The sequence below is a fragment of the Paenibacillus sp. N22P23 genome (genome assembly GCF_059383735.1).
Map to the genome: position 1 here is coordinate 367922 of NZ_JBXENT010000001.1, position 26407 is coordinate 394328.

27 protein-coding genes and 1 riboswitch are annotated in these 26407 nt (G+C 50.1%); all 27 genes read left to right on the forward strand.

Annotated elements, in window-relative coordinates:
* Positions 1-3: 3 nt before the first annotated feature.
* The 27 genes from AC506A_RS01795 to AC506A_RS01925 all read left to right on the forward strand — a co-directional run bounded on the left by AC506A_RS01795 (position 4) and on the right by AC506A_RS01925 (position 26401).
* Positions 4-1194, forward strand: coding sequence for a D-alanyl-D-alanine carboxypeptidase family protein (locus tag AC506A_RS01795; protein ID WP_495459290.1), 1191 nt, complete (start codon positions 4-6; stop codon positions 1192-1194).
* Between the two features lie 210 nt (positions 1195-1404).
* A complete protein-coding gene (gene spoIIAA / locus AC506A_RS01800; protein ID WP_495459291.1) occupies positions 1405-1758 on the forward strand; it encodes an anti-sigma F factor antagonist in 354 nt (117 codons plus the stop codon).
* Positions 1755-2201, forward strand: a complete 447-nt coding sequence (gene spoIIAB, locus AC506A_RS01805) for an anti-sigma F factor (RefSeq protein WP_495459292.1) — start codon at positions 1755-1757, stop codon at positions 2199-2201. The genes spoIIAA and spoIIAB overlap by 4 nt, the downstream gene beginning before the upstream one ends.
* Before the next feature lie 20 nt (positions 2202-2221).
* Positions 2222-2977 carry an RNA polymerase sporulation sigma factor SigF gene (gene sigF / locus AC506A_RS01810; RefSeq protein ID WP_494818901.1) on the forward strand — a complete coding sequence of 252 codons (756 nt, stop codon included), beginning with the start codon at positions 2222-2224 and terminating at the stop codon, positions 2975-2977.
* Between the two features lie 128 nt (positions 2978-3105).
* Positions 3106-3780: a stage V sporulation protein AA gene (locus tag AC506A_RS01815; RefSeq protein ID WP_495459293.1), complete on the forward strand. Its 675-nt coding sequence runs from the start codon at positions 3106-3108 to the stop codon at positions 3778-3780.
* Positions 3773-4216, forward strand: a complete 444-nt coding sequence (locus AC506A_RS01820; RefSeq protein WP_495459294.1) for a stage V sporulation protein AB — start codon at positions 3773-3775, stop codon at positions 4214-4216. Before AC506A_RS01815 ends, AC506A_RS01820 begins: the two co-directional genes overlap by 8 nt.
* Before the next feature lie 30 nt (positions 4217-4246).
* Entirely contained in the window at positions 4247-5971 is a 1725-nt protein-coding gene (locus AC506A_RS01825; RefSeq protein ID WP_495459295.1) for a spore germination protein, read from the forward strand.
* Positions 5972-6103: 132 nt separating this feature from the next.
* The gene (gene lysA, locus AC506A_RS01830; RefSeq protein WP_495459296.1) at positions 6104-7438 is read left to right on the forward strand and encodes a diaminopimelate decarboxylase; all 1335 of its coding nucleotides are present in this window, start codon (positions 6104-6106) and stop codon (positions 7436-7438) included.
* Between the two features lie 23 nt (positions 7439-7461).
* A complete protein-coding gene (locus AC506A_RS01835; RefSeq protein ID WP_495459297.1) occupies positions 7462-7893 on the forward strand; it encodes a peptidylprolyl isomerase in 432 nt (143 codons plus the stop codon).
* Between the two features lie 547 nt (positions 7894-8440).
* Positions 8441-8644: riboswitch (FMN riboswitch) on the forward strand.
* A 151-nt stretch (positions 8645-8795) separates the two neighbouring features.
* Positions 8796-9929 (forward strand): bifunctional diaminohydroxyphosphoribosylaminopyrimidine deaminase/5-amino-6-(5-phosphoribosylamino)uracil reductase RibD, encoded by a 1134-nt coding sequence (ribD, locus tag AC506A_RS01840; RefSeq protein ID WP_495459298.1) that lies wholly within the window; start codon positions 8796-8798, stop codon positions 9927-9929.
* A 39-nt stretch (positions 9930-9968) separates the two neighbouring features.
* Positions 9969-10658, forward strand: a complete 690-nt coding sequence (gene ribE / locus AC506A_RS01845; protein ID WP_495459299.1) for a riboflavin synthase — start codon at positions 9969-9971, stop codon at positions 10656-10658.
* A gap of 35 nt (positions 10659-10693) precedes the next feature.
* On the forward strand, positions 10694-11920 hold the full coding sequence (locus tag AC506A_RS01850; RefSeq protein ID WP_495459300.1) for a bifunctional 3,4-dihydroxy-2-butanone-4-phosphate synthase/GTP cyclohydrolase II: 1227 nt from the start codon (positions 10694-10696) through the stop codon (positions 11918-11920).
* 48 nt (positions 11921-11968) lie between these two features.
* Positions 11969-12439, forward strand: a complete 471-nt coding sequence (gene ribH, locus AC506A_RS01855; protein ID WP_494818909.1) for a 6,7-dimethyl-8-ribityllumazine synthase — start codon at positions 11969-11971, stop codon at positions 12437-12439.
* A gap of 31 nt (positions 12440-12470) precedes the next feature.
* Complete coding sequence (locus AC506A_RS01860; RefSeq protein WP_495459301.1) at positions 12471-13256, forward strand: segregation and condensation protein A; 786 nt, start codon at positions 12471-12473, stop codon at positions 13254-13256.
* On the forward strand, positions 13225-13839 hold the full coding sequence (gene scpB / locus AC506A_RS01865) for an SMC-Scp complex subunit ScpB (protein WP_495459302.1): 615 nt from the start codon (positions 13225-13227) through the stop codon (positions 13837-13839). Before AC506A_RS01860 ends, scpB begins: the two co-directional genes overlap by 32 nt.
* Before the next feature lie 69 nt (positions 13840-13908).
* Positions 13909-14604 carry a DUF2953 domain-containing protein gene (locus tag AC506A_RS01870; protein WP_495459303.1) on the forward strand — a complete coding sequence of 232 codons (696 nt, stop codon included), beginning with the start codon at positions 13909-13911 and terminating at the stop codon, positions 14602-14604.
* 83 nt (positions 14605-14687) lie between these two features.
* Positions 14688-15140, forward strand: coding sequence for a GerW family sporulation protein (ytfJ, locus tag AC506A_RS01875; RefSeq protein ID WP_495459304.1), 453 nt, complete (start codon positions 14688-14690; stop codon positions 15138-15140).
* 131 nt (positions 15141-15271) lie between these two features.
* Entirely contained in the window at positions 15272-16480 is a 1209-nt protein-coding gene (locus tag AC506A_RS01880; RefSeq protein WP_495459305.1) for a D-alanyl-D-alanine carboxypeptidase family protein, read from the forward strand.
* The gene (locus AC506A_RS01885) at positions 16474-17151 is read left to right on the forward strand and encodes a nucleoside recognition domain-containing protein (protein ID WP_495459306.1); all 678 of its coding nucleotides are present in this window, start codon (positions 16474-16476) and stop codon (positions 17149-17151) included. Before AC506A_RS01880 ends, AC506A_RS01885 begins: the two co-directional genes overlap by 7 nt.
* A gap of 37 nt (positions 17152-17188) precedes the next feature.
* Complete coding sequence (locus tag AC506A_RS01890; RefSeq protein ID WP_495460943.1) at positions 17189-17677, forward strand: spore maturation protein; 489 nt, start codon at positions 17189-17191, stop codon at positions 17675-17677.
* Between the two features lie 122 nt (positions 17678-17799).
* Positions 17800-18540 (forward strand): pseudouridine synthase, encoded by a 741-nt coding sequence (locus AC506A_RS01895; protein ID WP_495459307.1) that lies wholly within the window; start codon positions 17800-17802, stop codon positions 18538-18540.
* Positions 18541-18642: 102 nt separating this feature from the next.
* The gene (locus AC506A_RS01900) at positions 18643-19170 is read left to right on the forward strand and encodes a redoxin domain-containing protein (protein WP_495459308.1); all 528 of its coding nucleotides are present in this window, start codon (positions 18643-18645) and stop codon (positions 19168-19170) included.
* An 18-nt stretch (positions 19171-19188) separates the two neighbouring features.
* Complete coding sequence (resB, locus tag AC506A_RS01905; protein WP_495459309.1) at positions 19189-20853, forward strand: cytochrome c biogenesis protein ResB; 1665 nt, start codon at positions 19189-19191, stop codon at positions 20851-20853.
* Positions 20850-22109 (forward strand): cytochrome c biogenesis protein CcsA, encoded by a 1260-nt coding sequence (gene ccsA, locus AC506A_RS01910; protein ID WP_495459310.1) that lies wholly within the window; start codon positions 20850-20852, stop codon positions 22107-22109. The genes resB and ccsA overlap by 4 nt, the downstream gene beginning before the upstream one ends.
* A 35-nt stretch (positions 22110-22144) precedes the next feature.
* A complete protein-coding gene (locus AC506A_RS01915) occupies positions 22145-22861 on the forward strand; it encodes a response regulator transcription factor (protein ID WP_090976783.1) in 717 nt (238 codons plus the stop codon).
* Positions 22862-24274 carry a HAMP domain-containing sensor histidine kinase gene (locus tag AC506A_RS01920; protein WP_495459311.1) on the forward strand — a complete coding sequence of 471 codons (1413 nt, stop codon included), beginning with the start codon at positions 22862-22864 and terminating at the stop codon, positions 24272-24274.
* Between the two features lie 201 nt (positions 24275-24475).
* Positions 24476-26401: a glycoside hydrolase family 130 protein gene (locus AC506A_RS01925; protein WP_495459312.1), complete on the forward strand. Its 1926-nt coding sequence runs from the start codon at positions 24476-24478 to the stop codon at positions 26399-26401.
* Positions 26402-26407: the final 6 nt, after the last annotated feature.

Genomic DNA, 26407 nt, shown 5'->3' on the forward strand with positions numbered 1-26407 from the left:
CCTATGATTAGCAAATGGAAGCAATTACTCGCCATGACTTTAACGGCGATATTCGTTCTATCGGCACCTGCTGCAGCCTTGGCGAAAGAAGGAGCAGCGCCGAAAGCGGCACCTGCCGGCGCAGCGGATTTGGCACCGTCTGCCCGCTCCGCGATTCTGATGGACGCAGACAGCGGGACGATTATTTATGAGAAGAACAGCCATGCTGCCTTGCCGCCTGCCAGCATCACGAAGGTCATGACGATGCTGCTCATCATGGAGTCGCTGGACGAAGGCCGCATCAAACTGACAGACAAAGTGTCCACGAGCGATTATGCCGCTTCTATGGGAGGCTCGCAAATTTTTCTGGAGCCGGGCGAGCAAATGAGCGTGGATGAAATGCTCAAGGGCATCGCGCTTGCATCGGGTAATGATGCTTCTGTGGCCATGGCGGAGAAGATCGCCGGAACGGAAGCCGCTTTTGTCGACATGATGAATAAACGTGCGGCTGAGCTGGGCCTCAAAAACACCCATTTTAACAATTGCAATGGGCTTCCGGCTACGGACCACTACTCATCCGCCCATGATATTGCGGTGATGTCGAGAGAGCTGCTGAAGCATGCCGAAATTACGAAATATACAGGGTTATACCAGGACTATCTGCGTAAATCCAGCGAGAAACCTTTCTGGCTTGTGAACACCAATAAGCTTGTCCGGTTCTATACAGGTGCTGACGGTCTCAAAACCGGTTTTACAAGCGAAGCTAAATTCTGCTTGACTGCTACAGCTCGTCGTGACAATCTGCGCGTTATCGCAGTCGTTATGGGAGAGCCGAATACGAAAACGCGCAATGCCGAAGTTTCCCAAATGTTCGATTTCTCTTTCGCGCAGTACATGAACCATACGATCTTCCAGAAGGGGGATGCGATGGGAGTTGTACCGGTTGAGAAAGGCGTATTGCCGGAATTGCAGCTGACAGCGAAGCATTCCTATAGCGTACTGCTGAAAAAAGGCAGTTCGGTGAAGGACATCCGTTATCAACTGCAGCTTAATCCGCTTAAAGCGCCTGTGACGATCAACGAACCGATCGGGAAACTGATTGTCTTCCAAGGCGACCAGGTATTGACGGAGTTCGCGGTTGATTCACCTGCCACGGTGGAACGTGCAGGTTGGTGGACCTTGTTCAAACGGTCTTGCGGCAGCTTATTTAAATAGAATTTGTCGTTAAAAGACAGGGTTCCCGCGCGGTATTTGTCTGCTTCTAGCGCTCTGCTTCTAGTTTTGTCGTGGTGCAGGAAATGAAAGCTGAAGCGTAGAATTGCTTGTTCAACACTAACTTATCCATCGACTTGTGTCTTACACCGGCTGCTGGATAACTCGAGCTCCGCAATAGCAGGGCAATAATCGTTAGGAGTGAACAACATTATGAGTCTTCAGATCGAATTGGAGCATTATCGAAATGTACTGATTGTTAGACTGCGGGGCGAGCTTGATCATCATACCGCGGACATTGTCCGGTTCAAGATGGAAGAAGCGATTCTGCATGGAAACAGCGCCCATATCATTCTTAGCCTGAAGGATCTGCTGTTCATGGACAGCTCAGGACTTGGCGTCATTCTAGGCCGGTATAAGCAGCTTAAGGCCAAAGGCGGCAAGATGGTGGTTTGCGACGTGAATCAAAGCGTCTACCGGCTGTTCGAATTGTCGGGTTTGTTCAAAATATTGCCGATTCACGAGAACGAGCGGCTCGCGCTCACAAGTTTGGAGGTCGTTTCATGAACGGAAGAAATGAGATGACACTTTCCTTCTCCGCACGTTCGGAGAATGAAGCGTTCGCGCGTGTTGCGGTTGCGGCTTTCGTATCTCAGCTGGACCCGACGATGGAGGAACTGAACGACTTGAAGACGGCTATCTCCGAAGCGGTTACCAATGCGATTATTCACGGCTATGACGGCGATCCAGACGGTGTCGTTACGATCGAAGGCTTCATTGACGGTGATGTCGTTAAGCTTACCGTCCATGATAAGGGCAGCGGCATTGAAGACCTGGACCTTGCACGCCAGCCGCTTTATACCTCCAAACCTGAGATGGAACGCTCCGGTATGGGCTTTACCATTATGGAGAACTTCATGGATGGCTTCGACGTGTACAGCGAGCCGGGCAACGGGACGTCTATCGCGATGACAAAGCGCATTGAATCGAAAAAAGCGCTGTTTAATTAGGCGCATAGGGGTTGGACCGCATGAATGTCGATATGAAACAAACGGCGCAGCCTTATTTGGATGACTCCGAGGTGAAGCGGCTCATTGCGCTTAGTCAATCCGGAGATACGCTCGCGCGCGATACGCTCGTGCAATGCAACATCCGGCTCGTATGGTCCGTAGTTCAGCGGTTTATGGGGCGCGGTTATGAACCGGAAGATTTGTTCCAAATCGGCTGCATTGGCTTGCTCAAATCGGTCGATAAGTTCGATCTCTCCTATGAAGTGAAGTTTTCCACGTATGCAGTACCGATGATTATCGGTGAAATTCAGCGTTTCCTGCGGGATGACGGAACGCTTAAAGTAAGCCGCTCGTTGAAAGAGACGGCCAATAAGGTGCGCAAGACCAAGGATGAGCTGTCCAAGGTATTGGGACGCCTTCCGACGATTAAAGAAGTGGCGGAGCGGCTTGGCATCACCCCCGAGGATGTCGTCTTCGCTCAGGAGGCGAATAAGCCGCCAACGTCTATTCATGAGACCGTATTCGAGAATGACGGAGATCCGATAACGCTGATGGACCAAATCGCTGATGATTCCCAGGACCGCTGGTTCGACAAACTGGCGCTGAATGAAGCGATTGGCGGCTTGTCAGAGCGGGAGCGGCTCATTGTATTTCTCAGATATTATCGTGACCAGACGCAGTCGGAGGTCGCCGCGAGGCTCGGTATCTCGCAGGTGCAGGTATCCCGGCTGGAGAAAAAAATATTGCAGTTGATTCGCAATCAAATTGCGCAATGAGCGCTGCTGATCAAAGCCAAATCGTCCGAAAGGACGATTTGGCTTTTTTTGCTGTGTTTGTTCCGATTATCCTGCCCCTCCTTTAATCATACTAACAAGGAAATCCTGACTGGAAAGGGGGTGCCGGCATGAACGCTGACATGCAGCCCAACTTGTATTTGCGCCTTCGCAAGCGAATTGGAATACGACCGGGTGAGCAAGTAACGCTGGGTCATGCCGCCCGCTTGTTCTCAAGCGATGCTGAGCTCGAGCGAAGGCTTACGTCGCTGGTGCTTCACCGCCATTCAAGGAAAGACGGCAATCGAGTCGTTATTGATTTGCTCCAAATCGTCAAGCTGATCAGAGAAGCGGAACCCGGCACACTTGTCGATTCGTTTGGCGATGCACAGGTGCTTGTCATCGTCGCTGATGCCCCAAGAAAACCTCGAATTGTCGTTCTAATCGTTACTTGGCTGCTTCTCTTCTTTGGTTCCGGCTTGGCCATTATGAATTTTCATACTGACGTCAGTATGAAGGAAGTCCATGCACGTATCACGGAGATGGTAACGGGTACGAAGTCCGAGCATCCGCTTTGGTTCCAGGTGCCCTACTCCTTCGGAATCGGCATTGGGATGATGGTGTTCTTCAATCATCTGTTCCGCAAACGGTTCAATGAAGAGCCCAATCCGCTCGAGGTTGAGCTCTATATGTATGAGGAGAATGTCAATGCTTACGTCATTGCCGATGAAATGCGCAAGAAAAGCGAATCCGGTAATGCGAGCTCTGCATTAAAGCAGCCGGGAACGGGGATTGACGATGGCTAGTGCAGCAGCGAATCTGTTTGTCGCGATATTAGGCTTTGCAGGGGGACTTGGGGTAGGAAGTGCACTTGTCGCCTTGTTGATCGTACTGGATGTTATCCCACGGCTTGCTCAGTTGGCTTATGCATACCGAAAGTCCATTTGGTTTGAGACGGCTGTCGTTTGCGGTGCCGTATTCTGGTCGCTTGCCGACTTCCTCGATTGGCGGCTGTGGCTTCCGAGGTCAGGCACTTTGGCTGTTATCGGCACATTTGACGGCATATTTGTTGGGATGCTTGGTGCTGCACTGACTGAGGTCATGAATGTGATTCCGATTCTAGCCAAACGAATGAGGCTTAGCAGGTACATGGTTGGTTTGGTGATGGCCATGGTGCTTGGCAAAGTAACCGGCTCTTTATTTGATTGGCTCGTTTTTCAATGGATAGATGATGCGTCGTAAATGCGATTGGAAAGGAAGGAAGGGTTCAATATGAGTGGACGCGAGACTGGCGACAATGAGGAACATACGGGTTCAGGATTCAAGAAGCCCGTTCATGTTTTTTGGTATGACAACGAGGGGAAATTGAAAGAAAATGATGAGGCCGAAGAGGCAAAAGCTGATTCCGGTGCTGATGCTGAGCAACATGAGAGTGTTAGCGGAATACAGTTCTCGGAGCCTCCGTTTGCAGAAGAAGATCAACCGATTATCAGCCATCGCAAACGGCCGCAATCTCAGACGGAGAAGCCGAAAGTTCCAATCCCTCCGAAGATGGATGATTTCATGCAGAAGCTGGAGGATGAGGTCGGATTCAAGAAGAGCTTCGATATTGTTGTCCGCGAAATGACCTTCGCGAACAAGAGGACCGCATTCTTCTTTATCAACGGCTTTGCCAAAGACTCGGTGCTGACCGAAATTATCAAACGGTTGACCTACTTGGAGTCGGAGGATTTCTCCACGGATGTATTGCATGATTTTCTCGATCTTTATTTGTCGGCTGTGCAGGTAGCACAGGAGAATGACTGGGAGTTGATGATGAACAATGTACTTGCAGGCGGCACTGCGATGTACATCGAAGGACAATCGACCGTACTGCTCATAGATGCCAAAGCCTTCCCGGGGCGGAATCCCGAGGAACCATCTTTGGAGCGCGTCGTCCGTGGCGCACGGGACGGTTTCGTCGAGACGATGCTTGTGAATGTGACGCTTGTCCGTCGGCGGCTGCGGGATAAGAAGCTGCGTTATGAGATTGTTCGTGTTGGGGAACGGACGCAGACGGATGTTTGTATTGCCTACATCGACGATATCGTCGATAAAGAAATGCTGAGCGCCATCAAGGAAAAAATCCAACAAATCAAGATCGACGGCTTACCGCTTGCAGATAAGCAGCTTGAGGAGGCTACTGTGAAGCGGGGCTGGAACCCTTTCCCGCTCGTACGTTATTCAGAGCGTCCGGATACGGTGGCTGTTCATCTGATGGAAGGGCATATCGCGCTATTCGTGGATACAACGCCGAGCGTTATGATCTTGCCGACAACGTTCTTCGATCTTGTTCAGCATGCCGAAGAAAATCGGCAAACGCCGTTTATCGGCACCTATCTGCGCTGGGTCCGTTTCTTCGGGATTGCAGCCTCATTGTTCCTGCTCCCCTTGTGGTTTCTGTTCACGCTCAAGCCAGAACTTAAGCCGCCGGCGCTCGATTTCATTGGGGCGCAAAAGGCGGGCAAACTGCCGATGGTTGCGCAATTTCTACTTGCCGAAGTTGGGGTCGATTTAATGAGGATGGCCTCCATCCATACGCCTACTCCACTCGCAACTGCAATGTCATTGATTGCGGCTATATTGATCGGTGATATCGCGGTCAAGACGGGATTGTTCGTCAACGAGGTTGTATTGTATATGGCGATTGCCGCGATCGGAATGTTCGCGACGCCAAGCTATGAGCTAGGTCTTGCCAACCGAATCATCAGGCTGCTTCTTATCGTCGCTGTGGCCATTTTCAAGGTGCCGGGATTTATGGTCGCAACGACAGTGACCTTCATAATGCTGGTTCTGAGCCGCTCCTTTAACAGACCCTATATGTGGCCGCTTATCCCGTTTGACCCGAAAGGATTGCTAAGCATTCTTATCCGCGTGCCGGTGCTGTCGAACCGGACAAGGCCGAATTTGCTCAAGCCGCAGCAGCGAGACCGGATGCCTACAGGCAAGCATCGCTGAGCGCTTTTGCAAAAAATGCAAATGAAATGTGAATTTATCCATTTCGGCCATTGACCGAATACGCTATACTGATGTTAAATGGTGCAAACATAATCATTGGGAATTTCATGGGAGAAAACGGAGGAGAACTATATGTACTTACACGGAACTAGCAAAATCAATGCACAAGGCCACCTGGAAATCGGCGGCTGCGATACGGCTGATTTGGCCGCGCAATTCGGAACACCCCTATATATTGTCGACGAGGCGCTCGTTCGTCAGAGAGCTCGTGAGTATGTCGAATCTTTCCGCGCTTCAGGCCTTAAATTCCAAGTTGCCTACGCAAGTAAAGCATTCAGCGTAATGGCGATGTGCACGATTGCTGAACAAGAAGGTCTGTCGCTGGACGTCGTTTCCGACGGCGAGCTCTACACAGCGATTAAAGCAGGCTTCCCGGCTGCACGCATCCACTTCCACGGCAACAACAAAACGCCGGAAGAAATCAACATGGCGCTTGATGCGAACATTGGCTGCTTCGTAGTCGATAACTTCAATGAAATGTACCTGCTTAACGCTCTGGCGGGCGATAAAGGCAAGAAAGTTAACGTATTGCTCCGTATCACGCCGGGTGTTGAGGCACATACGCATGACTATATTTCCACAGGCCAAACCGATTCCAAATTCGGCTTCGACCTTGGTAACGGCACGGCTTACAAAGCCATTCAAGAAGCGGCTGCACAGCCTAACCTTGAGCTGCTCGGCGTTCACTCCCACATCGGCTCGCAAATTTTCGAAGTTGAAGGTTTTGCGATGGCTGTAGATAAGGTTGCCGGCTTCGCTGTGAAAGTACGCGAAGAACTGCAAATCACGTTCCGCGTGATCAACCTTGGCGGCGGCTTCGGTATTCGCTACGTAGAAGGCGATACGCCGCTTCCGATTTCGCAATACGTGAAAGCTATTACGGATTCCATTAAAACAAACTTCTCGGCAGCCGCTTATCCTCTTCCTGAGATCTGGGTTGAGCCCGGCCGCAGTATGGTTGGCGATGCAGGTACGACGCTGTATACGGTAGGGACAAGCAAAGATATCCCTGGCGTACGCAAGTATATTGCCGTTGACGGCGGTATGACAGACAACCCGCGTCCAGCGCTGTATGAGTCCAAATATGAGGCGGTTCTGGCAAACCGTGCTAACGATCCGCTTGTAGAAACGGTTACCGTTGCAGGCAAATGCTGCGAGAGCGGCGACAAATTGATCATCGATTTGGAGCTTCCTAAAGCGAATAGCGGCGACTTACTTGCTGTATTCTGCACAGGCGCGTACAATTATGCTATGGCGAGTAACTACAATCGCATTCGCCGCCCAGCAGTCGTCTTTGTAAAAGACGGTGCAGCTGACGTAGCTGTCAAACGGGAATCGCTTGACGATATTATCGGCAATGATGTCATTCCTGCGCGTATGCAGCAAACGTCGGCAGCTAAATATTAGGGTTTTGAGGAGGCAGCAATACAATGGCTAAACAAGCAAAAATCACGATGGAAAACGGTGCAGAGGTTCATATTGATCTATTCGAGAAGGACGCGCCAAGAACAGTTGCAAACTTTGAGAAGCTGACAAACGAAGGCTTCTACAACGGTTTGACATTCCACCGCGTCATTCCAGGCTTCGTCGCTCAAGGCGGATGCCCGAATGGGACAGGCACTGGCGGCCCAGGCTACCAAATTGATTGCGAAATCAATCCAAACAAACATGAGCGCGGATCGCTCGCAATGGCGCATGCTGGCCGTAACACCGGCGGCAGCCAGTTCTACATCGCTTACCAGCCGCAGCCGCACCTTGACGGCGGACATACCGTATTCGGTAAAGTGTCCAAAGGCATGGAGCATGTTGATACGTTCAAAGGCCGCGACAAAATGAGCAAAGTTGAAATTGTAGAAGTGTAAGAAATGAACAAGGGGTTGTCCTTTATGTCATCTTGTGATGACAGGAGGCAGCCCCTTGTTTGCGTGCAAATAGGGGGGATCAACGATTTCCACACTGACTATCGATTTTGTTGGCATCGAAAGCCCGAAGAGGGTCGGCAAAATTGAAATTAAACCCGACTCATTATCAGCGATCTATGACAATGAAGAAATTCAGATAACAAACAAACGAATGGATCGACAAGCGTTTTTATATTATTTAGATCATATTGAAAATACGATCGATGCTTTTCATTTTGTATGTCATATTGTCAAACAGCAAGGCGTGGAAACGGATGTTGTCTCAACGTTATTTGTGCGTAACAAACAGGATATGGAGTCCATTCGAATAGCACTGGATCAAATCAATAAAAGTAATGAAATACATAGAAACAAGCTTCAACCGGGCGTTCAGCCAGAAACGAAAACGAAAGTGAACGCGAGAGGCTGGCTCTCCCGCAAGAGAGATTAGTGGAAACAAGTTGCATTTTCCATGGTGAAGTGGTACCATTTCTACAAAGTATTTGCGTTTTTCCTTCGGGGTCGGGTGAAATTCCCAACCGGCGGTGATCAAAGGGCTGTACTGCTCGTTATCGTAATGGCAGCCATTAACTTTGTCAGTCCGTGACCCGGGTCACATTGTTCCAGACGCCGAGTGGCATGGGGCATGTGAAACGGTGGACCTGGTGTAAATCCGGGACCGACAGTAAAGTCTGGATGGGAGAAGGAGACAGTACGCGAATTCCATTTTTTCATTTCTCGCCAACTTTGTTCTTTTTTTCACAATGTTGCTGAGTTTGTTTGAATGTGTCTTCGATTACGTCCCTTTATGGTTTCTCACACCCATCACCCCGTTGGCCGACTGCCAAGGGGTGATTTTTGTTATGTCAATCGCAGTATTGAACGATGAAATGTATATGCGACTCGCACTGGATATGGCGTCAAAGGCACAAGGGCAGACGGATATCAATCCGGTTGTCGGCTGCGTAGTCGTCAAGGATGGCCGCATCGTTGGTCTTGGCGCTCATCTACAGCGAGGCGAAGGTCATGCAGAAGTGCACGCACTTAACATGGCAGGAGAACAAGCAGAAGGTGCGACCGTTTACGTAACGCTGGAGCCGTGCAGTCATCATGGCAGAACACCGCCATGCTGTGACCGGTTAATTGCCGCTAAGGCTGCGAAAGTAGTCGTGGCATGCACAGATCCGAATCCGCAGGTTGCGGGTCGGGGGATCGCGAAGCTGCAGCAGGCGGGGATTGAGGTCGAGGTTGGCATTCTCGGTGAAGAATCTACACGCATGAATGAAATGTTTAATAAATTTATCGTCACTCGGCTGCCTTTCGTCACGATGAAATCAGCGATGACGCTGGATGGGAAGCTGGCAGCGAAGACCGGCGACAGCAGATACGTCAGCGGCGCACAGGCTAGAGAGCTGACACATACGCTGCGGCATCGACACATGGGCATTATGGTTGGCGTCGAAACCGCGCTGGCAGACGACCCTGAGCTTACGACTCGCTTATCGGTACCTGCCGTGCATCCTGCTCGTATCATCGTGGATTCAACGCTTCGACTGCCGCTTGAAGCCAGAGTGATTCAAGACCGCTCCTCGCGTGTCATTGTCCTCACGACGGAAGGCGCTGATCCAATCAAAGAAGCCGCACTCACAGAAGTCGGCGCCATAGTCATCCGCTGTGGAAGCGGGAGCCGAGTGGATCTAAAGCTTGCCATGCGGAAGCTTGGTGAACTAGAGATCGGCTCGATCCTGCTCGAAGGCGGCGGCAAGTTGAACGGGGCAATGCTGGAGCTTGGATTAATTGACAAGCTGCTTCTGTTTATTGCACCGAAGCTGATCGGTGGATCCGGTGCGCCTGGAGTCTTCCAATTCGATGGCTTCGACAAGATGTCAGAAGCGATCAATTTGGAAGAGATGTCCATGGAACGAGTGGGAGACGATGTTCTCATCAGTGGCTATTTGCGTAATCGGACTGAAGACGGTCAGGTTAACGCTGAATAATAAGCGTTACGAGCAAACCGGAGAGAGGGGGAGAGAACGTTGTTCACCGGACTTATTGAAGAAGTCGGCACGCTTAAGAAGACCCATAAGCAGGGTGAAGCGATGGTCCTGACGATCGAAGCACCTCACATCCTGAAGGACGCCGCCATAGGCGACAGTATTTCCGTTAATGGCGTATGTTTGACGGTGACGGAGCTTAGCTCCACTATTTTCACTGCAGATGTCATGCCACAGACGTTCCGGCACACGAATCTAAAGGATATAAGACCTGGCGAGCGTGTGAATTTGGAGCGGGCCATGCAGGCAGGCGGTCGTTTCGGCGGTCATATTGTACAGGGGCATGTTGATGGGACAGGTGAAGTGCTTAGCCGAGAGAATAATGTGAACGCGGTTGTGTTTACAATCCGTCCCCATGATTCCGGACTTATGCGCTATGTCGTTCCTCAAGGCTCCATTACGCTTGATGGCATCAGCTTGACGGTAGTGACTGCGAGCGCAAGCAGCTTCTCCGTCTCCATCATTCCGCACACACTTCGAGAGACTGCGCTGCAACTGAAGCAAGCGGGCAGTGTAATCAATGTAGAATGCGACGTGCTGGGCAAGTATGTCGATCATCTGCTTCATTTTAAAGGCGATCGTCCACAAGCAGATGGCAGTGGCGACAACAAAGCTTCGGAGCCGAAGAGCAGCATAACGGCAGCTTTTTTGGCAGAGAACGGTTTTATGTAAATAGAGATAGGAAGTCTTGATGAGGAGAGTGAGAAATGATGAGTACTTCAGAATTTGATACAATCGAGGAAGCCATTTATGATTTGATATTAGGCAAAGCGATTATTGTCACGGATGACGAAGACCGAGAGAACGAAGGCGATCTAATTGCACTTGCCAGCAAAGCAACTCCCGAGATCATCAACTTTATGATCACGGAAGCCCGCGGACTCGTATGCGTACCTATTACAGCTGAACGCGCCGAGGAGCTGGATCTTCCGCCGATGGTGCAGCGCAACACGGACTATCACGGGACGGCCTTCACGGTTTCTGTTGACCATGCTTCAACGACAACTGGCATTTCCGCCTATGAGCGTTCGCAAACCATTCAAGCACTAATGGACGATTCCGGCGCGAAAGCAGACGATTTCAGACGCCCGGGTCATATTTTCCCGCTTATTGCGAAGAAAGGTGGCGTACTGCGCCGTGCCGGTCATACGGAAGCGGCAATCGATTTGGCTCGCATGTGCGGCTCCAAACCTGCAGCAGTCATCTGTGAGATTATTAAAGAAGACGGCTCCATGGCTCGGTTGCCCGATCTCATCGAGTTCAAAGCCAAACATAATTTGAAGCTGATTTCCATTCAGTCGCTGATCCACTACCGCAACGAGAAGGAAAAGCTGGTTGAGCGGGTAGTCGATGTGAAGATGCCAACGGATTATGGCGTGTTCCGCGCTGTTGCATACACGAACGAAGTCGATAACAAGGAGCATGTAGCCCTGGTTAAAGGGGAAATCGATCCTGCACAGCCAACGTTAGTCCGGGTCCACTCCGAATGTTTAACCGGTGACGTCTTTCATTCCCATCGTTGCGACTGCGGTCCACAGCTTGAAGCGGCGCTGAGTCAAATTAATGAAGCGGGCAATGGCGTACTGCTCTATATGCGTCAAGAAGGCCGTGGTATTGGCTTGATCAACAAATTGAAAGCCTACCAGCTGCAGGAGCAGGGATTAGATACTGTGGACGCGAATATTAAACTGGGCTTTGCCCCGGATTTGCGCGAATACGGCATCGGTGCTCAGATTCTTAAAGATCTCGGCATTCGCAAAATGCGTCTGCTGACGAACAATCCGCGCAAGATTCGCGGCTTGGAAGGTTACGGAATCGAAGTTGTCGAGCGTGTTCCGATTCAAATGGATGCGAACGAAGACAACAACAGCTATTTGCACACCAAAAAGTCAAAGCTCGGCCATCTGCTGAATTTTGATGAATTGCCTCAATAAAACAAAACTAACCTTGCTAACAAGGAAAACCGAGAGGATGAATTTTCAATGCCGCAAGTTTTTGAAGGACATTTAATTTCTGAAGGAATGCGATATGGTGTAGTTGTAGGACGTTTTAACGAGTTTATTTCAAGCAAACTTCTTGGCGGAGCGCTCGACGCATTCAAACGTCACGGCGCTGCCGACAGTGAGGTGGATGTAGCTTGGGTACCAGGCGCATTCGAAATTCCGCTTATCGCGCAAAAGATGGCTGAAAGCGGCAAGTACGACGCTGTTATCACGCTTGGCGCTGTTATTCGTGGGTCAACTCCTCACTTCGATTATGTGTGTAACGAAGCTGCTAAAGGCGTTTCGGCAATCGCGCTCAAAACAGGCGTTCCAACGATCTTCGGCGTCTTGACGGTAGATTCGATTGAGCAAGCCATTGAGCGTGCTGGAACGAAAGCAGGCAATAAAGGCTGGGAAGCAGCGGTTACAGCCATTGAAATGGCGAACCTGACTAAAGTATTGCAAGGCTAAGACGAGAACAATGTAGGAGTTGGCTTTCACCATGGCGGTGACGTATAAGCTGGAATCGTTCGAAGGACCGCTCGATCTTCTGCTTCATCTCATCGATAAAGCGGAAATCGACATTCACGAGGTGTCCATCAGCGAAATAACGGATCAATATATGGACTACTTGAATGCGATGCAAGAGCTGGAGCTGGAGGTCACGAGCGAGTTTCTCGTCATGGCGGCCACACTGCTTTCCATCAAAAGCAAACAGCTGCTGCCGAAGCCGCCGGTCATGGATCACGACGACTATGACGAGGAATGGCCCGATGACGGGCTTGACCCTCGTGATGAGCTCATCGCGAAGCTGGTAGAGTATCGGAAGTACAAGCAAATCGCCGAGCAGCTCCGCGAACAGGAATTCGAGCGGAGTCTTGTCTATACGAAAGAGCCGGAGGATTTGACGCCTTTCATGAAGGCTATTCCGGAGAACCCGGTAAAAGGACTGAATGTCAGCGATCTTATCGCGGCTTTTCAGAAAGCGCTCCGCAAAGCGGCAAGACGTAACGTCATCGCGACTATACAGCGTGACGAAATTTCGGTCAAAGACCGTATACGCGATATTATCGAGGTGCTCCGCGAATTCGAAACGGTCCGCTTCTCCAAGCTGATCCGCGACGACATGAGCAGGCACGAGGTAGTCGTTACCTTCCTGGCGCTGCTTGAGCTGATGAAAATGAAGCATATTCGCTGCTATCAGCACAGCCTGTTTGATGATATCGTCGTGCATTGGAGAGGAGAAGCAGTCGAAGGTGGATTTCTCGAAACTGAAGTCGATTATTGAGGGTCTGCTGTTCATGGCCGGGGATGAAGGGCTGACGACCAAACAGCTATCCGAGATTCTTGAGTTGGATGCAGCTGTGGCGGCAGACATTGTGAAAGATTTGACGAAAGATTTGAAGAGCAAGAAGCGCGGTATTCAGGTTTCCTTCGTTGCCGGTGCGTACAGACTTACGACCAACCCTGCACATGCCGCTTACTTCGAGCGAATGGCACACTCGCCGACTCGTTCAAGTTTATCGCAGGCGGCGCTTGAGACCTTGTCTATCGTTGCTTACCGGCAGCCGATAACACGTGTCGATATCGAGGAAATCCGTGGTGTGAAGAGTGACCGGGCGATTGCATCGCTGGTGAATAAAGACTTAATCGAAGAGATCGGCCGCGCTGAGCAAATCGGCAGACCGATCTTATACGGAACAACGAAGTCGTTCCTCGATTACTTCGGTCTCGCTGGTCTTGATGCGCTCCCGGAACCGTCGGCCGTCATCGATGATTCCTTGGACGAGCAGACGCAAGCCCTCTTCGAGAGGCTGGAAGGCCGTCAAATGACGCTCGAAGAAGTGCCTGCTCCAGTTGAGGAAAGCTAGAAACAAGAATGAGATTTGTCCGCTAGGTCATACTATATCCGACCAATTAAGGGAAACGGGGGAAACGCCATGTTAGGCTACCCGCTCGGATGGATGATCGGGACAGGTCTCTTTTTTTTGCTCTTGATCATTGCGCTTTCGTCTCCCGTTGTGATTCGCGGCCATATGAAACGGGTCGGCAGCGACGATGATGCGGAATTGCGTATTCGAGCACTATTCGGTTTGATTCATTATCATTGGCAGCTGCCCGTAGTGAAGTTCAAAGGAATGAGCATCGAATTGAAAGAGGAAATGACTGCAGAGAATGCAGGCGGGGTTGATCTCGATACCAAAATGAACAAAGTGGATGCGAATACGATTATGAACTCCATCGACAAAGCACATTTGCTGCTCAAGCATACGGACGATATGCTGGGCTGGGTTCGGATTACGCTTAGACATGTTAGGCTGACGGAATGGCAATGGCGGACTGCGGTGGGCACTGATGACGCCATGTGGACTGCAATGCTTACCGGCATGGTCTGGTCGGTGAAGACTACAACAATTGGCGTCTTGTCGCAGCTGGTTCGCCTAACCGCGAACCCGATCCTTGCTGTTGAACCGATTTATCAGAAGGTTCATTTCTCAACGGAAGGTCAATTCACCGCAAAGGTACCGTTTGGTTATGCGATTTTTGCGGTGCTGCGGTTATTTGTTCGAATCAAGAAAGCACATGGTCTTCCTGGCGGTTTAATCGGTCTGCAGCGAATTCTGCTTCGCGGCTGATTACATAATGCTCCTTAAGCGGGGGAACGATATGAACGGCAAGATGCAGCTACCGACTTTGAACCAAGGAGGACTTTTCTGAGATGACAGACCATCCGATTCAAGGCTTAATGCAAACCGCAATGGAAAATATTAAAGAAATGGTCGATGTAAATACGATTGTCGGTGATCCGGTCCAAACACCTGACGGCAGCGTCATCATGCCGATTTCGAAAGTAGGCTTCGGCTTTGTCGCAGGGGGCAGTGATATCCGATTCGACGAGCATAAGCATGGAGAATCGCATAATGCAGCTGTTCAATTGCCATTTGGCGGCGGCAGCGGCGGCGGTGTATCCATAACGCCTATTGCTTTCCTCGTTGTCGGCGCGCAGGGAGTACGAATCGTACCGCTGGATAATCAGACGCATCTGATTGAACGGGTCATTGATTCTGCGCCGCAAGTATTCGAGAAAATCCAGAGTATGTTCAAAAAAAGCACGACAAGCAGTGACAGCGGGCTGGAATCAGTCCTCATCGAAAGTATGGATGGCCACTAATCGCATATGGAACCGTCCCTGCGGGGCGGTTTCTTTTTTTTCAGGACGGGCTTGGTAGTATATCTCATGGACCTGTTCATATACTGGTACAAGACCATGTTCTTGCCCGCCAGTTTCGAAGGAGGAAGTGTATGAGGTCGAGATTCACCCGAAATGCGAACAAATTGATTCTGCTTGCAACTGCGGCTTTGCTCTTCCTGTCGGGATTAACGACAGCGGCCGCTGCCCCGAAAAAGACCGTTTCTACCCATGCCAGAGGCGCAGCGCTTATTGATGTGGAGTCAGGCCGCATTCTCTACAGCTATAACGGGGACAAGCCCATGCTTATTGCCAGCTTAACGAAAATCATGACAGCGATCGTAGCCATCGAGCACGGCAAGCTCACCGATAAAGTGAAGACGAGTATTCGGGCTGCAGGCAAAGAGGGTTCATCCATCTACTTACAGCGCGGCGAGGAAATGAGTTTGCAAAATATGCTGTACGGGCTCATGCTGAGATCCGGCAATGATGCGGCAACGGCGATTGCCGAGCATGTCGGAGGGACTGAGGAAGGGTTCGTTCATTTAATGAATGAGAAGGCGCAAATGCTCGGCCTCTCCAACTCACAGTTCATGAACCCTAGCGGTCTGGACGCAGAAGGCCATTATTCGTCGGCGAACGATCTTGCCAAACTTACGGCTTACGCCTTGAAAAACCCGGTGTTCAAAGAAATTGTCAAGACGAAGGAGAAGAAAGCTCCTAATCCGAACGATAAATGGGACTACCTATGGCGCAATAAAAATAAAATGCTGACGATGTACGAGGGTGCAGACGGCGTAAAGACAGGCTATACGAAAAAATCACTGCGCACCTTGGTCAGCTCGGCCACTCGTAATGGCCAGCAGCTTGTAGCTGTTACATTAAATGATGGTGATGACTGGCAGGATCATCGGAAGCTGCTCGACTTCGGATTTGCTAATTTCCGATTAACGGAAGTGACGCATAAAGGTCAGACGATAAACGGATATCCACTTGCGGTTGGACGGACGCTGCTTTATCCGTTTGCCGAAGGAGAACAAGAACAGCTTCGATCGAAGTTAACGCTGATTGATGCAAATTCGACCGCTTATAAGCTTGGCGAACGCGGGAAGCTGGAATGGTTTATCGGCGAGGATAGGATCGGTTCGACGCCGGTATTTGATCCGCAGAGTGAGCGAATTCAATTGCCGGAGAAACCGGCATGGGTAATCGGCGATCAAGCGGAATCAGCGTATAGCGGATTATCGTCAGCGTCCTTCCGCCGGGCGCTGACGGTGACACTGTCGACCTTGTTTGGAGGGAAGGAGGCCGGGGGATGGTAAATTTCATTTGGCTTTTCTTTATTGCAGTCAGCTTCGTTGCAGCAATTGTGAATGGTCGAATGGAAGCCTTGACCGAAGCTGCATTTGAAGGGGCGAAGAGCGGTGTGACGGTCAGCTTCGGGCTCATCAGTGTTATGGTGTTCTGGCTCGGGCTCATGCGGATTGGCGAGGATGCCGGACTGCTTCGGAAAATCGCCGTCCTGCTGCAGCCGGCTGTGCGGTTTCTATTTCCAGACGTGCCGAAGGGTCATCCGGCCCTCGGTTACATAATGAGCAATATGAGCGCAAACATACTTGGGCTTGGAAATGCTGCAACTCCGATGGGGATCAAAGCGATGCAGGAGCTGCAGAAGCTGAATCCCGATAAAGAGACCGCGTCTGCGGCGATGTGTACGTTGCTCGCGCTTAATACCTCGAGCATCACACTTGTACCGACTACGCTGATCGCCATCCGTATGACATACAGCTCAGCGCATCCCGCAGAGATCGTGGGTACAACACTCGCAGCGACCTTGATCGCTACCGCCGCTGCCATTACCGCTGACCGATGGTATCGGAAGCGATATCGCAATAAGCCGCCGCGATGGACGGATCGCGATGGAACGGCACCTCCTCGAAGCATGGAGTCGCTGGCGGCAGACGGTCAAGGAAAGGGTGAGGCCGTTGTATGAATGGATAACGGCCATCTCTGCTTGGATTATCCCGTTCATGATTGTGTTTATCCCGCTCTATGCCGCATTTAAACGCGTACCCGTATATGAAACGTTTATTGAAGGCGCTAAGGATGGCTTCGGTACGGCCATTAACATTATTCCTCATCTAGTCGGCATGATGGTAGCGATCAGTATGTTTCGGGCATCAGGCGCAATGGATATGATGGCTTCGCTCATTAGGCCATTGTTCGATGGCTTGGGAATTCCAAGTGAGGTTTTACCGCTCGGACTGCTAAGGCCGCTAACCGGAGCGGGATCGCTTGCTTTCACGACGGAGCTGATTAAGACGTATGGACCCGACTCCATGATTGGTCGGATCTCGTCAACGATCCAAGGCAGTACGGATACGACATTGTATGTACTTACGGTTTATTTTGGAGCAGTAGGGATCAGGCGCAGTAAATATGCACTTAAAGTAGGGTTGTTTTCAGATTTAGTAGGATTTTTCGCTGCAATTATTATTTGTTTAATGGTGTTTGGCTAACTTGTAAGGATAAAGCCCCATGGAGTGCGGCCCGAACGGTGCATCGCTCTTACGGGCTTATTTGTTGTCTACTTTCTTTCCACCTGTCATTTAGGGTATGATGGTGGGTGAGGTGAAATTCATTGGAACGTTTACAGAAGATTTTAGCGCAGGCGGGCGTCGCATCACGCCGCAAATGCGAGGAGCTCATTTTGTCCGGACAAGTTCAGGTCAATGAGGAGACAGTTACTACACTGGGTGTTAAAGCAGACCCCGCCGTGGATATCATTACGGTAAAGGGACGCCGTATCCAGAGTGAAAACAAGCTTTACTTGATGCTTCATAAGCCCAAAGGAGTCATTACAAGTGCGAGTGACCCGCAGGGACGGAAGATTGTGGCGGACTATCTGCCCGGTATTACAGAGCGCGTTTATCCTGTAGGCCGGCTTGATTATGATACGGAAGGTTTGCTGCTGCTTACGAATGACGGCGAGTTTGCGAACTTATTGACGCATCCAAGCCATCACGTACCGAAGACTTATTGGGCTACTGTTAAAGGGGTACCGCATGGCACGGCGCTGGAGCGGCTGCAGCAAGGCATTCTGCTTGAGGACGGAATGACTGCACCTGCAGAGGTAGAGTATCACGACGTGAATACGGAGAAGAATACGGCAACGATTACGATCACGATCTATGAGGGCCGTAACAGACAGGTTCGACGTATGTTCGATGCGATTAATCATCCGGTATTGCTGCTTCGCCGTGTACGTTTCGGTGAATTGGGATTACATGGTTTGGCGCGTGGAAAGTTCCGACATTTAACGCCTAAAGAGGTTCAAGAGCTGAAAGCTGCGGCTGTCAAGACACATAAAATTCAAAAATAACGAGCGACGGCAACCTCAATTGCCGTCGAATTTTCGTTATAATGATAGTATTCGATTACAGCAAATTGCAGCATAAGAACGGGCGGTGACTAACGAACAATTATGAAATCGAACCGCAGACTCATTCAACTGGTTATTTTTCTAGGTGTATTGCTCCTTGGGGGCTATGCGATCGGAAATGCGCTGTTCAGCTCTCACGATGGGCTTCCGCGGAAAGGCTCGAAGCCGCCGGATTTCGCCCTGCTTGGCATGGACGGCCAGACACACCGACTCGCAGATTTCAAAGGCAAGGCGCTTGTCATCAACTTCTGGGGCACTTACTGCCCGGGCTGCGTTACGGAAACGCCGGATTTGGTAGCCCAGTACGAGAAGCATAAGGACGAACCGTTTGAAGTTGTCGGGATTAATCTTGGCGAGGACAAATTGACGGTCACTAATTTTGTGAAGCAGTTCGATGTCAGCTATTCGATCTTGCTTAACGAGAACAACGACGTACAGCGAAAGTACGGTTTGAAGTCGTATCCCACTACCTTCTTTGTGAAGCCGGATGGAACGATTCAAGACATCTTTGTCGGACCGATGGCGGAAGCGGACATGGACAAGCGCATCGAGAAATTGCTTCAGTCCTAGTCGAAGGAGGTTTTTTGCATGTTGACTTTTGAAAATACGAAATGTGAATGCGGTCACCAGAATCCGGTTGGAACCGTGCTTTGCGAGTACTGCGGCAATCCGCTCGATGGCGAAGAGGCAGAAAGCGATGCGCCTCTTGAGATGCGGTACGACGGCATTGCCCGTCGCTCGCAGAAGACCAATCCATCACCGATTGACCGTGTTTGGAACTTTTTCTCCTCCGTGAAAATTGCCGTTCGACTGATTGTGATTACGCTGATTGCGGCCATGATCGGCACGATTTTCACACAAGAGAATGCCTTTATCTCATTTGATCCTACGACGTATTATGAAGAACGTTATGGTTGGATCGGTAAATGGTATTATAAACTCGGCTTCTCTAACACGTATGAGTCGTGGTGGTTTATCGGATTGCTGGTTATGATCGGGACTTCGCTTGTTATTTGCAGTCTTGATCGCGTGCTGCCGCTCTACCGGGCACTAAAGAAGCAGCAAATTCGCAAGCATAACACCTTCTTGACCAGACAGAAGACGGTATTCACCAGTGATATTGAAGGCTCAGCAGAGAATTGGACCGCAGCTATGGCTAAGGAGCTAAAGCGCAAGCGCTATAAGGTCCATCATGAAGGCGATGCATTGCTGGCGGAGAAATATCGGTTCAGCCGCTGGGGTCCTTATATTAATCATATCGGTTTGATTGTGTTCTTGCTCGCGGTACTGCTTCGCACGCTTCCGGGCTGGGCAATGGACAATTACGTAACGGTGTCGGAAGGGGAAACGGTTCAAATCCCTGAAACGAACTATTACGTGAAGAACGAGAAGTTTACGATCGACTATTATACGGATGCAGAGCTTCCGGAATCGCTGAAAGGAACGGCTCGTGCTAAGCTCTATGAGACGAAAGCCGTGCTGTATGAATGCGAAGCCGATTGCGATGATCCTTCCAAACAGCCGCAGCTGAAGGAAGTGAAGCATCACAATATCATTGTGAATGATCCGCTTTCCTATAAAGGCATCAAAGCTTATCAATTTGGCTTTGACGATACGCCGAAGCTTAAAGCCGTTCACCCGGTCCTGATCGATCATAAGACAGGTCAAACTTACGGACCCATCGATCTCGTCATGCGGAATCCGGATCTGAAGTATTCACTTGGACCTTATACGCTTGAACTCCGTCAGACGTATATGGATTTTGCACTGAATTCGGAAGGCAAGCCGACGACGAAATCCAAGGAGCCGAATGCGCCGGCGTTTGTATTCGTGCTGAAAGGCCCGGATTTGGCGGCAGATGGCGAGCCGTATATGTACTTCCCGAAACAGACCGACAAAGCGCGATTTAGTCAGGATCTCATTAATGGTGAATTGGCTAAAAGGTTTGAGCTGAAGGTGCCATCAATGGAAGGCGTTGAGTTCGCTGGTGTAATGACCTCGCTCAATATTCGCTCAGATCGGGCGATGCCTTATATCTGGGTAGGGGCCGGCATCTCGATGTTTGGACTGCTGCTAGGATCTTATTGGCATCACCGCAGAATTTGGCTTCGGATTGACGGCGGCCGCGTCACGTTAGGCGCACATACGAACAAGAACAATTACGGCATGCGTGCCGAGGTCGCTTCCGCGTTGCGCGGTTTAGGCGTCGTCGTAGAGCCGAAGTCGCTCGATAACGGGAGGAACAAATCGTGAGTTTGCTTGATTTTAGCAGCGACGCGTTTATTGTCGCATTTTTTCTGTATTGCTTTGGATTTATGTTTTATGGTGTTGCCGCTCTTGGTCGCAAATGGAGCAACCGGAAGCCGGAAGAACATATTCGCCGCTGGGGCCGGATCGCTTATGGGGTTTCGATACTCGGATTCGCTTCTCATGTAACCTTCTTTATTACGCGCTGGATCGGCGGAGGTCACATCCCGACCAGTAATATGTATGAGTTTATGACTTTCTTAGCAATGGCGATCATGTTTGCTTTTATCATCGTCAATGCGATTTACCGCAAACCGCTGCTTGGTTTGTTTACACTGCCTTTAACGGTTATTATCGTTGCTTATGCAGCGGTCTTCCCGCAAGAAGTGCAGCCGCTCATCCCGGCACTGCAATCGATTTGGCTTAAAGTTCACGTTACGACAGCTGCAACAGGCGAAGCCTTCTTCGCAGTCGGTTTTGCTGCAGGACTGATGTACCTGCTTCGTACGGTTGACTTCAAGAAAACAAGTCCACAAGACAGACGCGAACAACGCTGGGTCGAATTTACACTTTTTGTCATCGTTATCATCATTGCTTTTATCGGATCGGTCTTCTCGTTCCGTGGTGCAGGCTATGAAGCGACGTTCAAGCAAGAGAATGTTGTCATTGATGATAAAGGGATTGAGAGTACGACGACGGAAACCGTTGAATACTCCCTTCCACCGATCTTCAAGCCATACAACAGCCAAAATGTATCGGTTGATTCGTTCCTTGGCGTTAATGAACCGCTGATGGAAACACCGTCTTGGATGAAAGGTGTCAATGCTGCACGGAAGCTGAACACGATTACGTGGTCGATCATTAACGGAGCCATACTATATGGACTTCTGCGCCTTGTCTTGCGCAAGCGGATTGGGGCTGCCATTCATCCGCTGATGGATGATATCGACGAAGATGATATCGATGAAATCAGTTATCGTGCCATTGCAATCGGTTATCCGATCTTCATGTTAGGTGCGCTTATATTCGCAATGATCTGGGCTTATATTGCCTGGTCGCGTTTCTGGGGCTGGGATCCGAAAGAAGTATGGGCGCTTATTACTTGGTTGTACTATACGGCCTATCTGCATTTGCGGCTTTCCCGTGGTTGGCACGGTTCCAAGTCGGCATGGCTTGCGGTTATCGGCTTTGTCATCGTGTTGTTTACGCTGATTGGGGTTAACTTGGTCCTCGTCGGCTTGCACTCCTACGCAGGCGTTTAAAGATGATTAGCAAGATTTGAAAGGAGACAACGGACATGTCTGAAGAACTTCACCGCATTCTTGTAGTTGACGACGAAGAACGGATTCGCAGGCTGCTCAAAATGTATCTGGAAAAGGAAGGCTATCTCATTGAGGAGGCCGAGGACGGTGAAACAGCACTGCGCCTTGCAACGGCAGGCGAGTTTGACCTGATTCTGCTTGATGTCATGCTGCCGGGTATTGATGGCGTAGAGGTCTGTTCCAGACTTCGTCAGGTAAAAGCAACTCCCGTTATTATGTTGACGGCTAAAGGCGAGGAAATGAACCGCGTTCAAGGCTTCGAAGTAGGTGCTGATGATTATGTTGTGAAGCCATTCAGCCCTCGCGAAGTCATTTATCGCGTAAAAGCCATATTGCGCCGTTCGTCTGCTACCGCGTTCTTGACTAAGGAAGCGCTGACGAGCAATAATATCGTTTTCCCGCATCTCATTATTGAACATGACGCGCATCGTGTTATGGCAGGCGGACAAGAGGTCAGCTTAACACCGAAGGAATATGAGCTGCTTCATTACTTGGCGATTTCGCCGGATAAAGTATTTTCCCGAGAAGAATTGCTGAAAGACGTCTGGAACTATGAATTTTTCGGAGATCTTCGTACCGTAGACACCCATGTCAAACGACTTCGCGAGAAGCTGAATAAAGTTTCTCCGGAAGCTGCGATGATGATCACGACGGTCTGGGGCGTAGGCTATAAGCTTGAGGTGCCAAAGTAAGTGATGATCTGGCGCAGTGTTGTCGGGAAACTATGGATTACGATTATCGCGCTTGTGGCAGTCGTCTTGCTCATACTGGGGATGTTCCTTCTGCAGTATATCGACATTGCCTTCAAAAACTCGCATGATGTCAAGGTATTGTTTGTCTACACGGCAATCATCGGGTTTCTATTATCGACGTTCTTTGCGTTCTTCCTCTCGACCAAAATCACCCAGCCGCTGCTTCAACTGAAGAAAGCGGCTGATCTGATCTCCCAAGGCGAGTACCGTACACGAGTACCCATTCGCTCGACCGACGAGATCGGCGATCTGGCTAATACGTTCAATAATATGGCCTCTGAGCTGGATACCTTGATTCATGACCTGAACCACGAGAAGGATCACTTAGCGAGCGTCCATCGCAGCATGGCTGATGCGGTCGTGACTTTCGATGCGGAAGGTCAGATCATACTGGCTAATCCACATGGACAGAAGCTGATCGACAAGTGGAATGAGCTGGAGTGGACAGAGGATTACATCGGCTCACATACGCAGGTGCCGGAGCCGATGTTTGACCTTTACCGCAAAGTGCTGCGGGAAGGTCGGGATTTATCGGATAAGGTGCATGTGCAGAGCGGTGTATGGTCAGTCGTAATGGCACCGCTCAAATCCAATCATACCGTTCGCGGAGCGGTTGCGGTTATGCGGGATGTAACGGAAGAGACGAAGCTGGAGAAGCTTCGCCGTGACTTCGTTGCCAATGTCTCGCATGAGATCAGGACGCCATTATCGATGCTGCAAGGCTACAGTGAAGCATTGCTTGATGATATTGCGGCTTCACCTGAGGAGCGTAAGGAGCTTGCGCAGGTGATTTATGAGGAATCGCTGCGCATGGGGCGCCTCGTGAAAGATTTGCTCGATCTGGCCAGAATGGAAGCCGGTCACATTGAGATGAAGCTGGTTGAGACGGATCTGACCGGACTTCTCAAACGAGTCCATCGCAAATTTTTAGTGCTTGCGAAGGAGCAGGACATTCACTTGCACATCGAGCTCCCTTCTGAGCCGCTCGTCATCGCGCAGGCAGACGAGGATCGAATGGAACAAGTGCTCACCAACCTGCTGGACAATGCGATTCGCCACACAGCTAAGCAGGCGTCCATCACGCTCAGTGCGCGAAATGTAATCTTAGATCAGAAGGCTTTTGTAGAAATTAAAGTAACAGATGAGGGAGAGGGGATCCCGCAAGGTGACCTTCCGTTCATCTTTGAACGATTCTATAAAGCAGATAAAGCGCGCACACGCGGGGCTTCAGGCGGAACAGGACTCGGTCTTGCCATTGTGAAGAACATTATCGAATCTCATCGCGGTCAAATCAAGGCGGAAAGTGTTATGGGAGCCGGTACTACTTTTACCATTCTGCTGCCTGTTCTATAACCATTTAGAAGCTGCTCCTCCTAAGGGGCAGCTTTTTTAGTGTGTTTACAAGCATAAAACGTCTCCAAAAAAAAGTTGCAATAAAGAGCTTGGTTGCTATATAAGGCTATATTGACTGGTCAAATTATACTAAATTAAACTGAGCTTGCATGGCATCATGGTGTAACGCAACATTCACTTCAACTTCAAAGGAGGAAGTTTATGATTGCCAATGAGATGAAGAAATGGGTCCTGCTGTTCCTATCCACTGTCTTGATGACCGGCATGTTTGCAACGACGGCAACAGCAGGCGCCAATCCATGGGCAGGCGGCGATATCGTTTCGATCAGTGTCACGAATGACGCCAGCAGCACAGCGAACAAGTATATCTACAAACGAATATCGAACAAAGCCTATACGTTTGTTTCCGGGGATTACATCGAATATGACGTGAAGCTTTCAAATGGAATCGATGGCGCCGGCGGCATCGAAATTATGAACACCGACGGGACTTATTTCCGAGATACCGGAACATCCGTCTGGAGGGATCAGAATAATATTAGCGGTCATCCCAACGCCAATATCTCCGCTTATGCCACTAACAAATGGTACCACCGCAAGCTCGCGGTTCCAGCCTCCATGATTGGCAAAACCTCGTCCAAATGGGATATCGTCGGGGAGAATGACAGTCCTTCCCAAACTTATTCCGCTCAGTACGACAACATTAAAGTTACAAACGGAAGCACGACCACTAAGAGCGTTGTATTTGTCAATGGTTCTGACTATAACTCGGCTGCAACGGATATTGGCCCTGCGGCAGTTTCCTCCAGTAATGTGACAACCTCGAATATCGCATCCAACATGTCGCATTTGATGGACAATCAGGCATTTATTAAGCTGGATAAAATCAATCCGTTTATTGGGACCTCGTTCTCGATGCATTTTATATCTACCCTCAAAGTGAATGGCGAAATTTGGGCGTATTACATCAAATGGGATGCGTTCGGCAAAGGCGGCGTCGGCTTGGCTAAGTCAACCGACGGTGTCAATTTCACGGATAACGGCTTTGTTTTGACGGCAGGGTCGCCTGGACAATGGGATGACTCGTTTGCTACGTTTCCCGGCGTATGGTACGACAGCGGCACCTTCTATCTCGTCTATGAAGGAACAGGATCCGGATCGACCGGACAAATCGGCTTGGCAACCTCGACGGATGGCGTCAATTTCTCCAAGCAAGGTCAAATTTTAACGCATAATTCTACAGGCTGGGAAAGCGTCAATATTGGAACTCCGTCGCTTTTTAAAGAAGGCAGTACGTGGTATTTGTTTTATCATGGCTACGACGGCTCAGATTGCCGCATAGGCGTTGCAACGGGAACGAGCCTGACATCCTTGACCAAATACTCCGGAAACCCGGTAATCGATACCGTACCCGGTACATGGGAGGCTGGAACAGCAGGTCATCGAGATATCGTCAAAGTAGGCAGCACCTATTATATGACCTATGAAGGCAGTGAGGATCCACCTTATAACACGGCCAAATGGTCTTCCGGCGTTGCGAGCTCGACTGATCTGCTGCACTGGAGCAAGTTTAGTCAAAATAACATTTTGCCTCAGACAGACAATACGTTCGGAAATGATGGACCGAGCTTCTTAGCGGTAGACGGCGAGAACTTCATCTATTATCGGACGAATCCTACAAGCAGGGCGCTGATTGCCAATGAGAATGACGGTGGCTTTGATTTGAAGTGGGGGATGTCGGATAGCGGAATCGGTCATGTGATTGGTCGCAGCGACGGCGATGGGTGGTCGGCTTCCACCAGCTTAGACGGACCGGATTACATGCAATATGGTCCGTATACGACCAATACACCGATAGGGGATAACATCGCCACTTGGAAAATGATGGTGGATAACAATAGCGGCACAACTGACGTAATCAGGCTCGAAGTTGTCGATGCAGACGATTCGGGTGCCGTGCTCGCAACGCGTACTCTGCAGCGCAATGACTGGAAGCAAACGAATCGCTATGAATATTTCTCCGTCCCGTTTCATTGGGCTTCCGGCCGAAGCGGTCATCGCATTGAGCTTCGTGCACATTGGTATGATTCGACTTATGTTAGAATGCAACTAGTCGGGATTAGTTGATCGGGA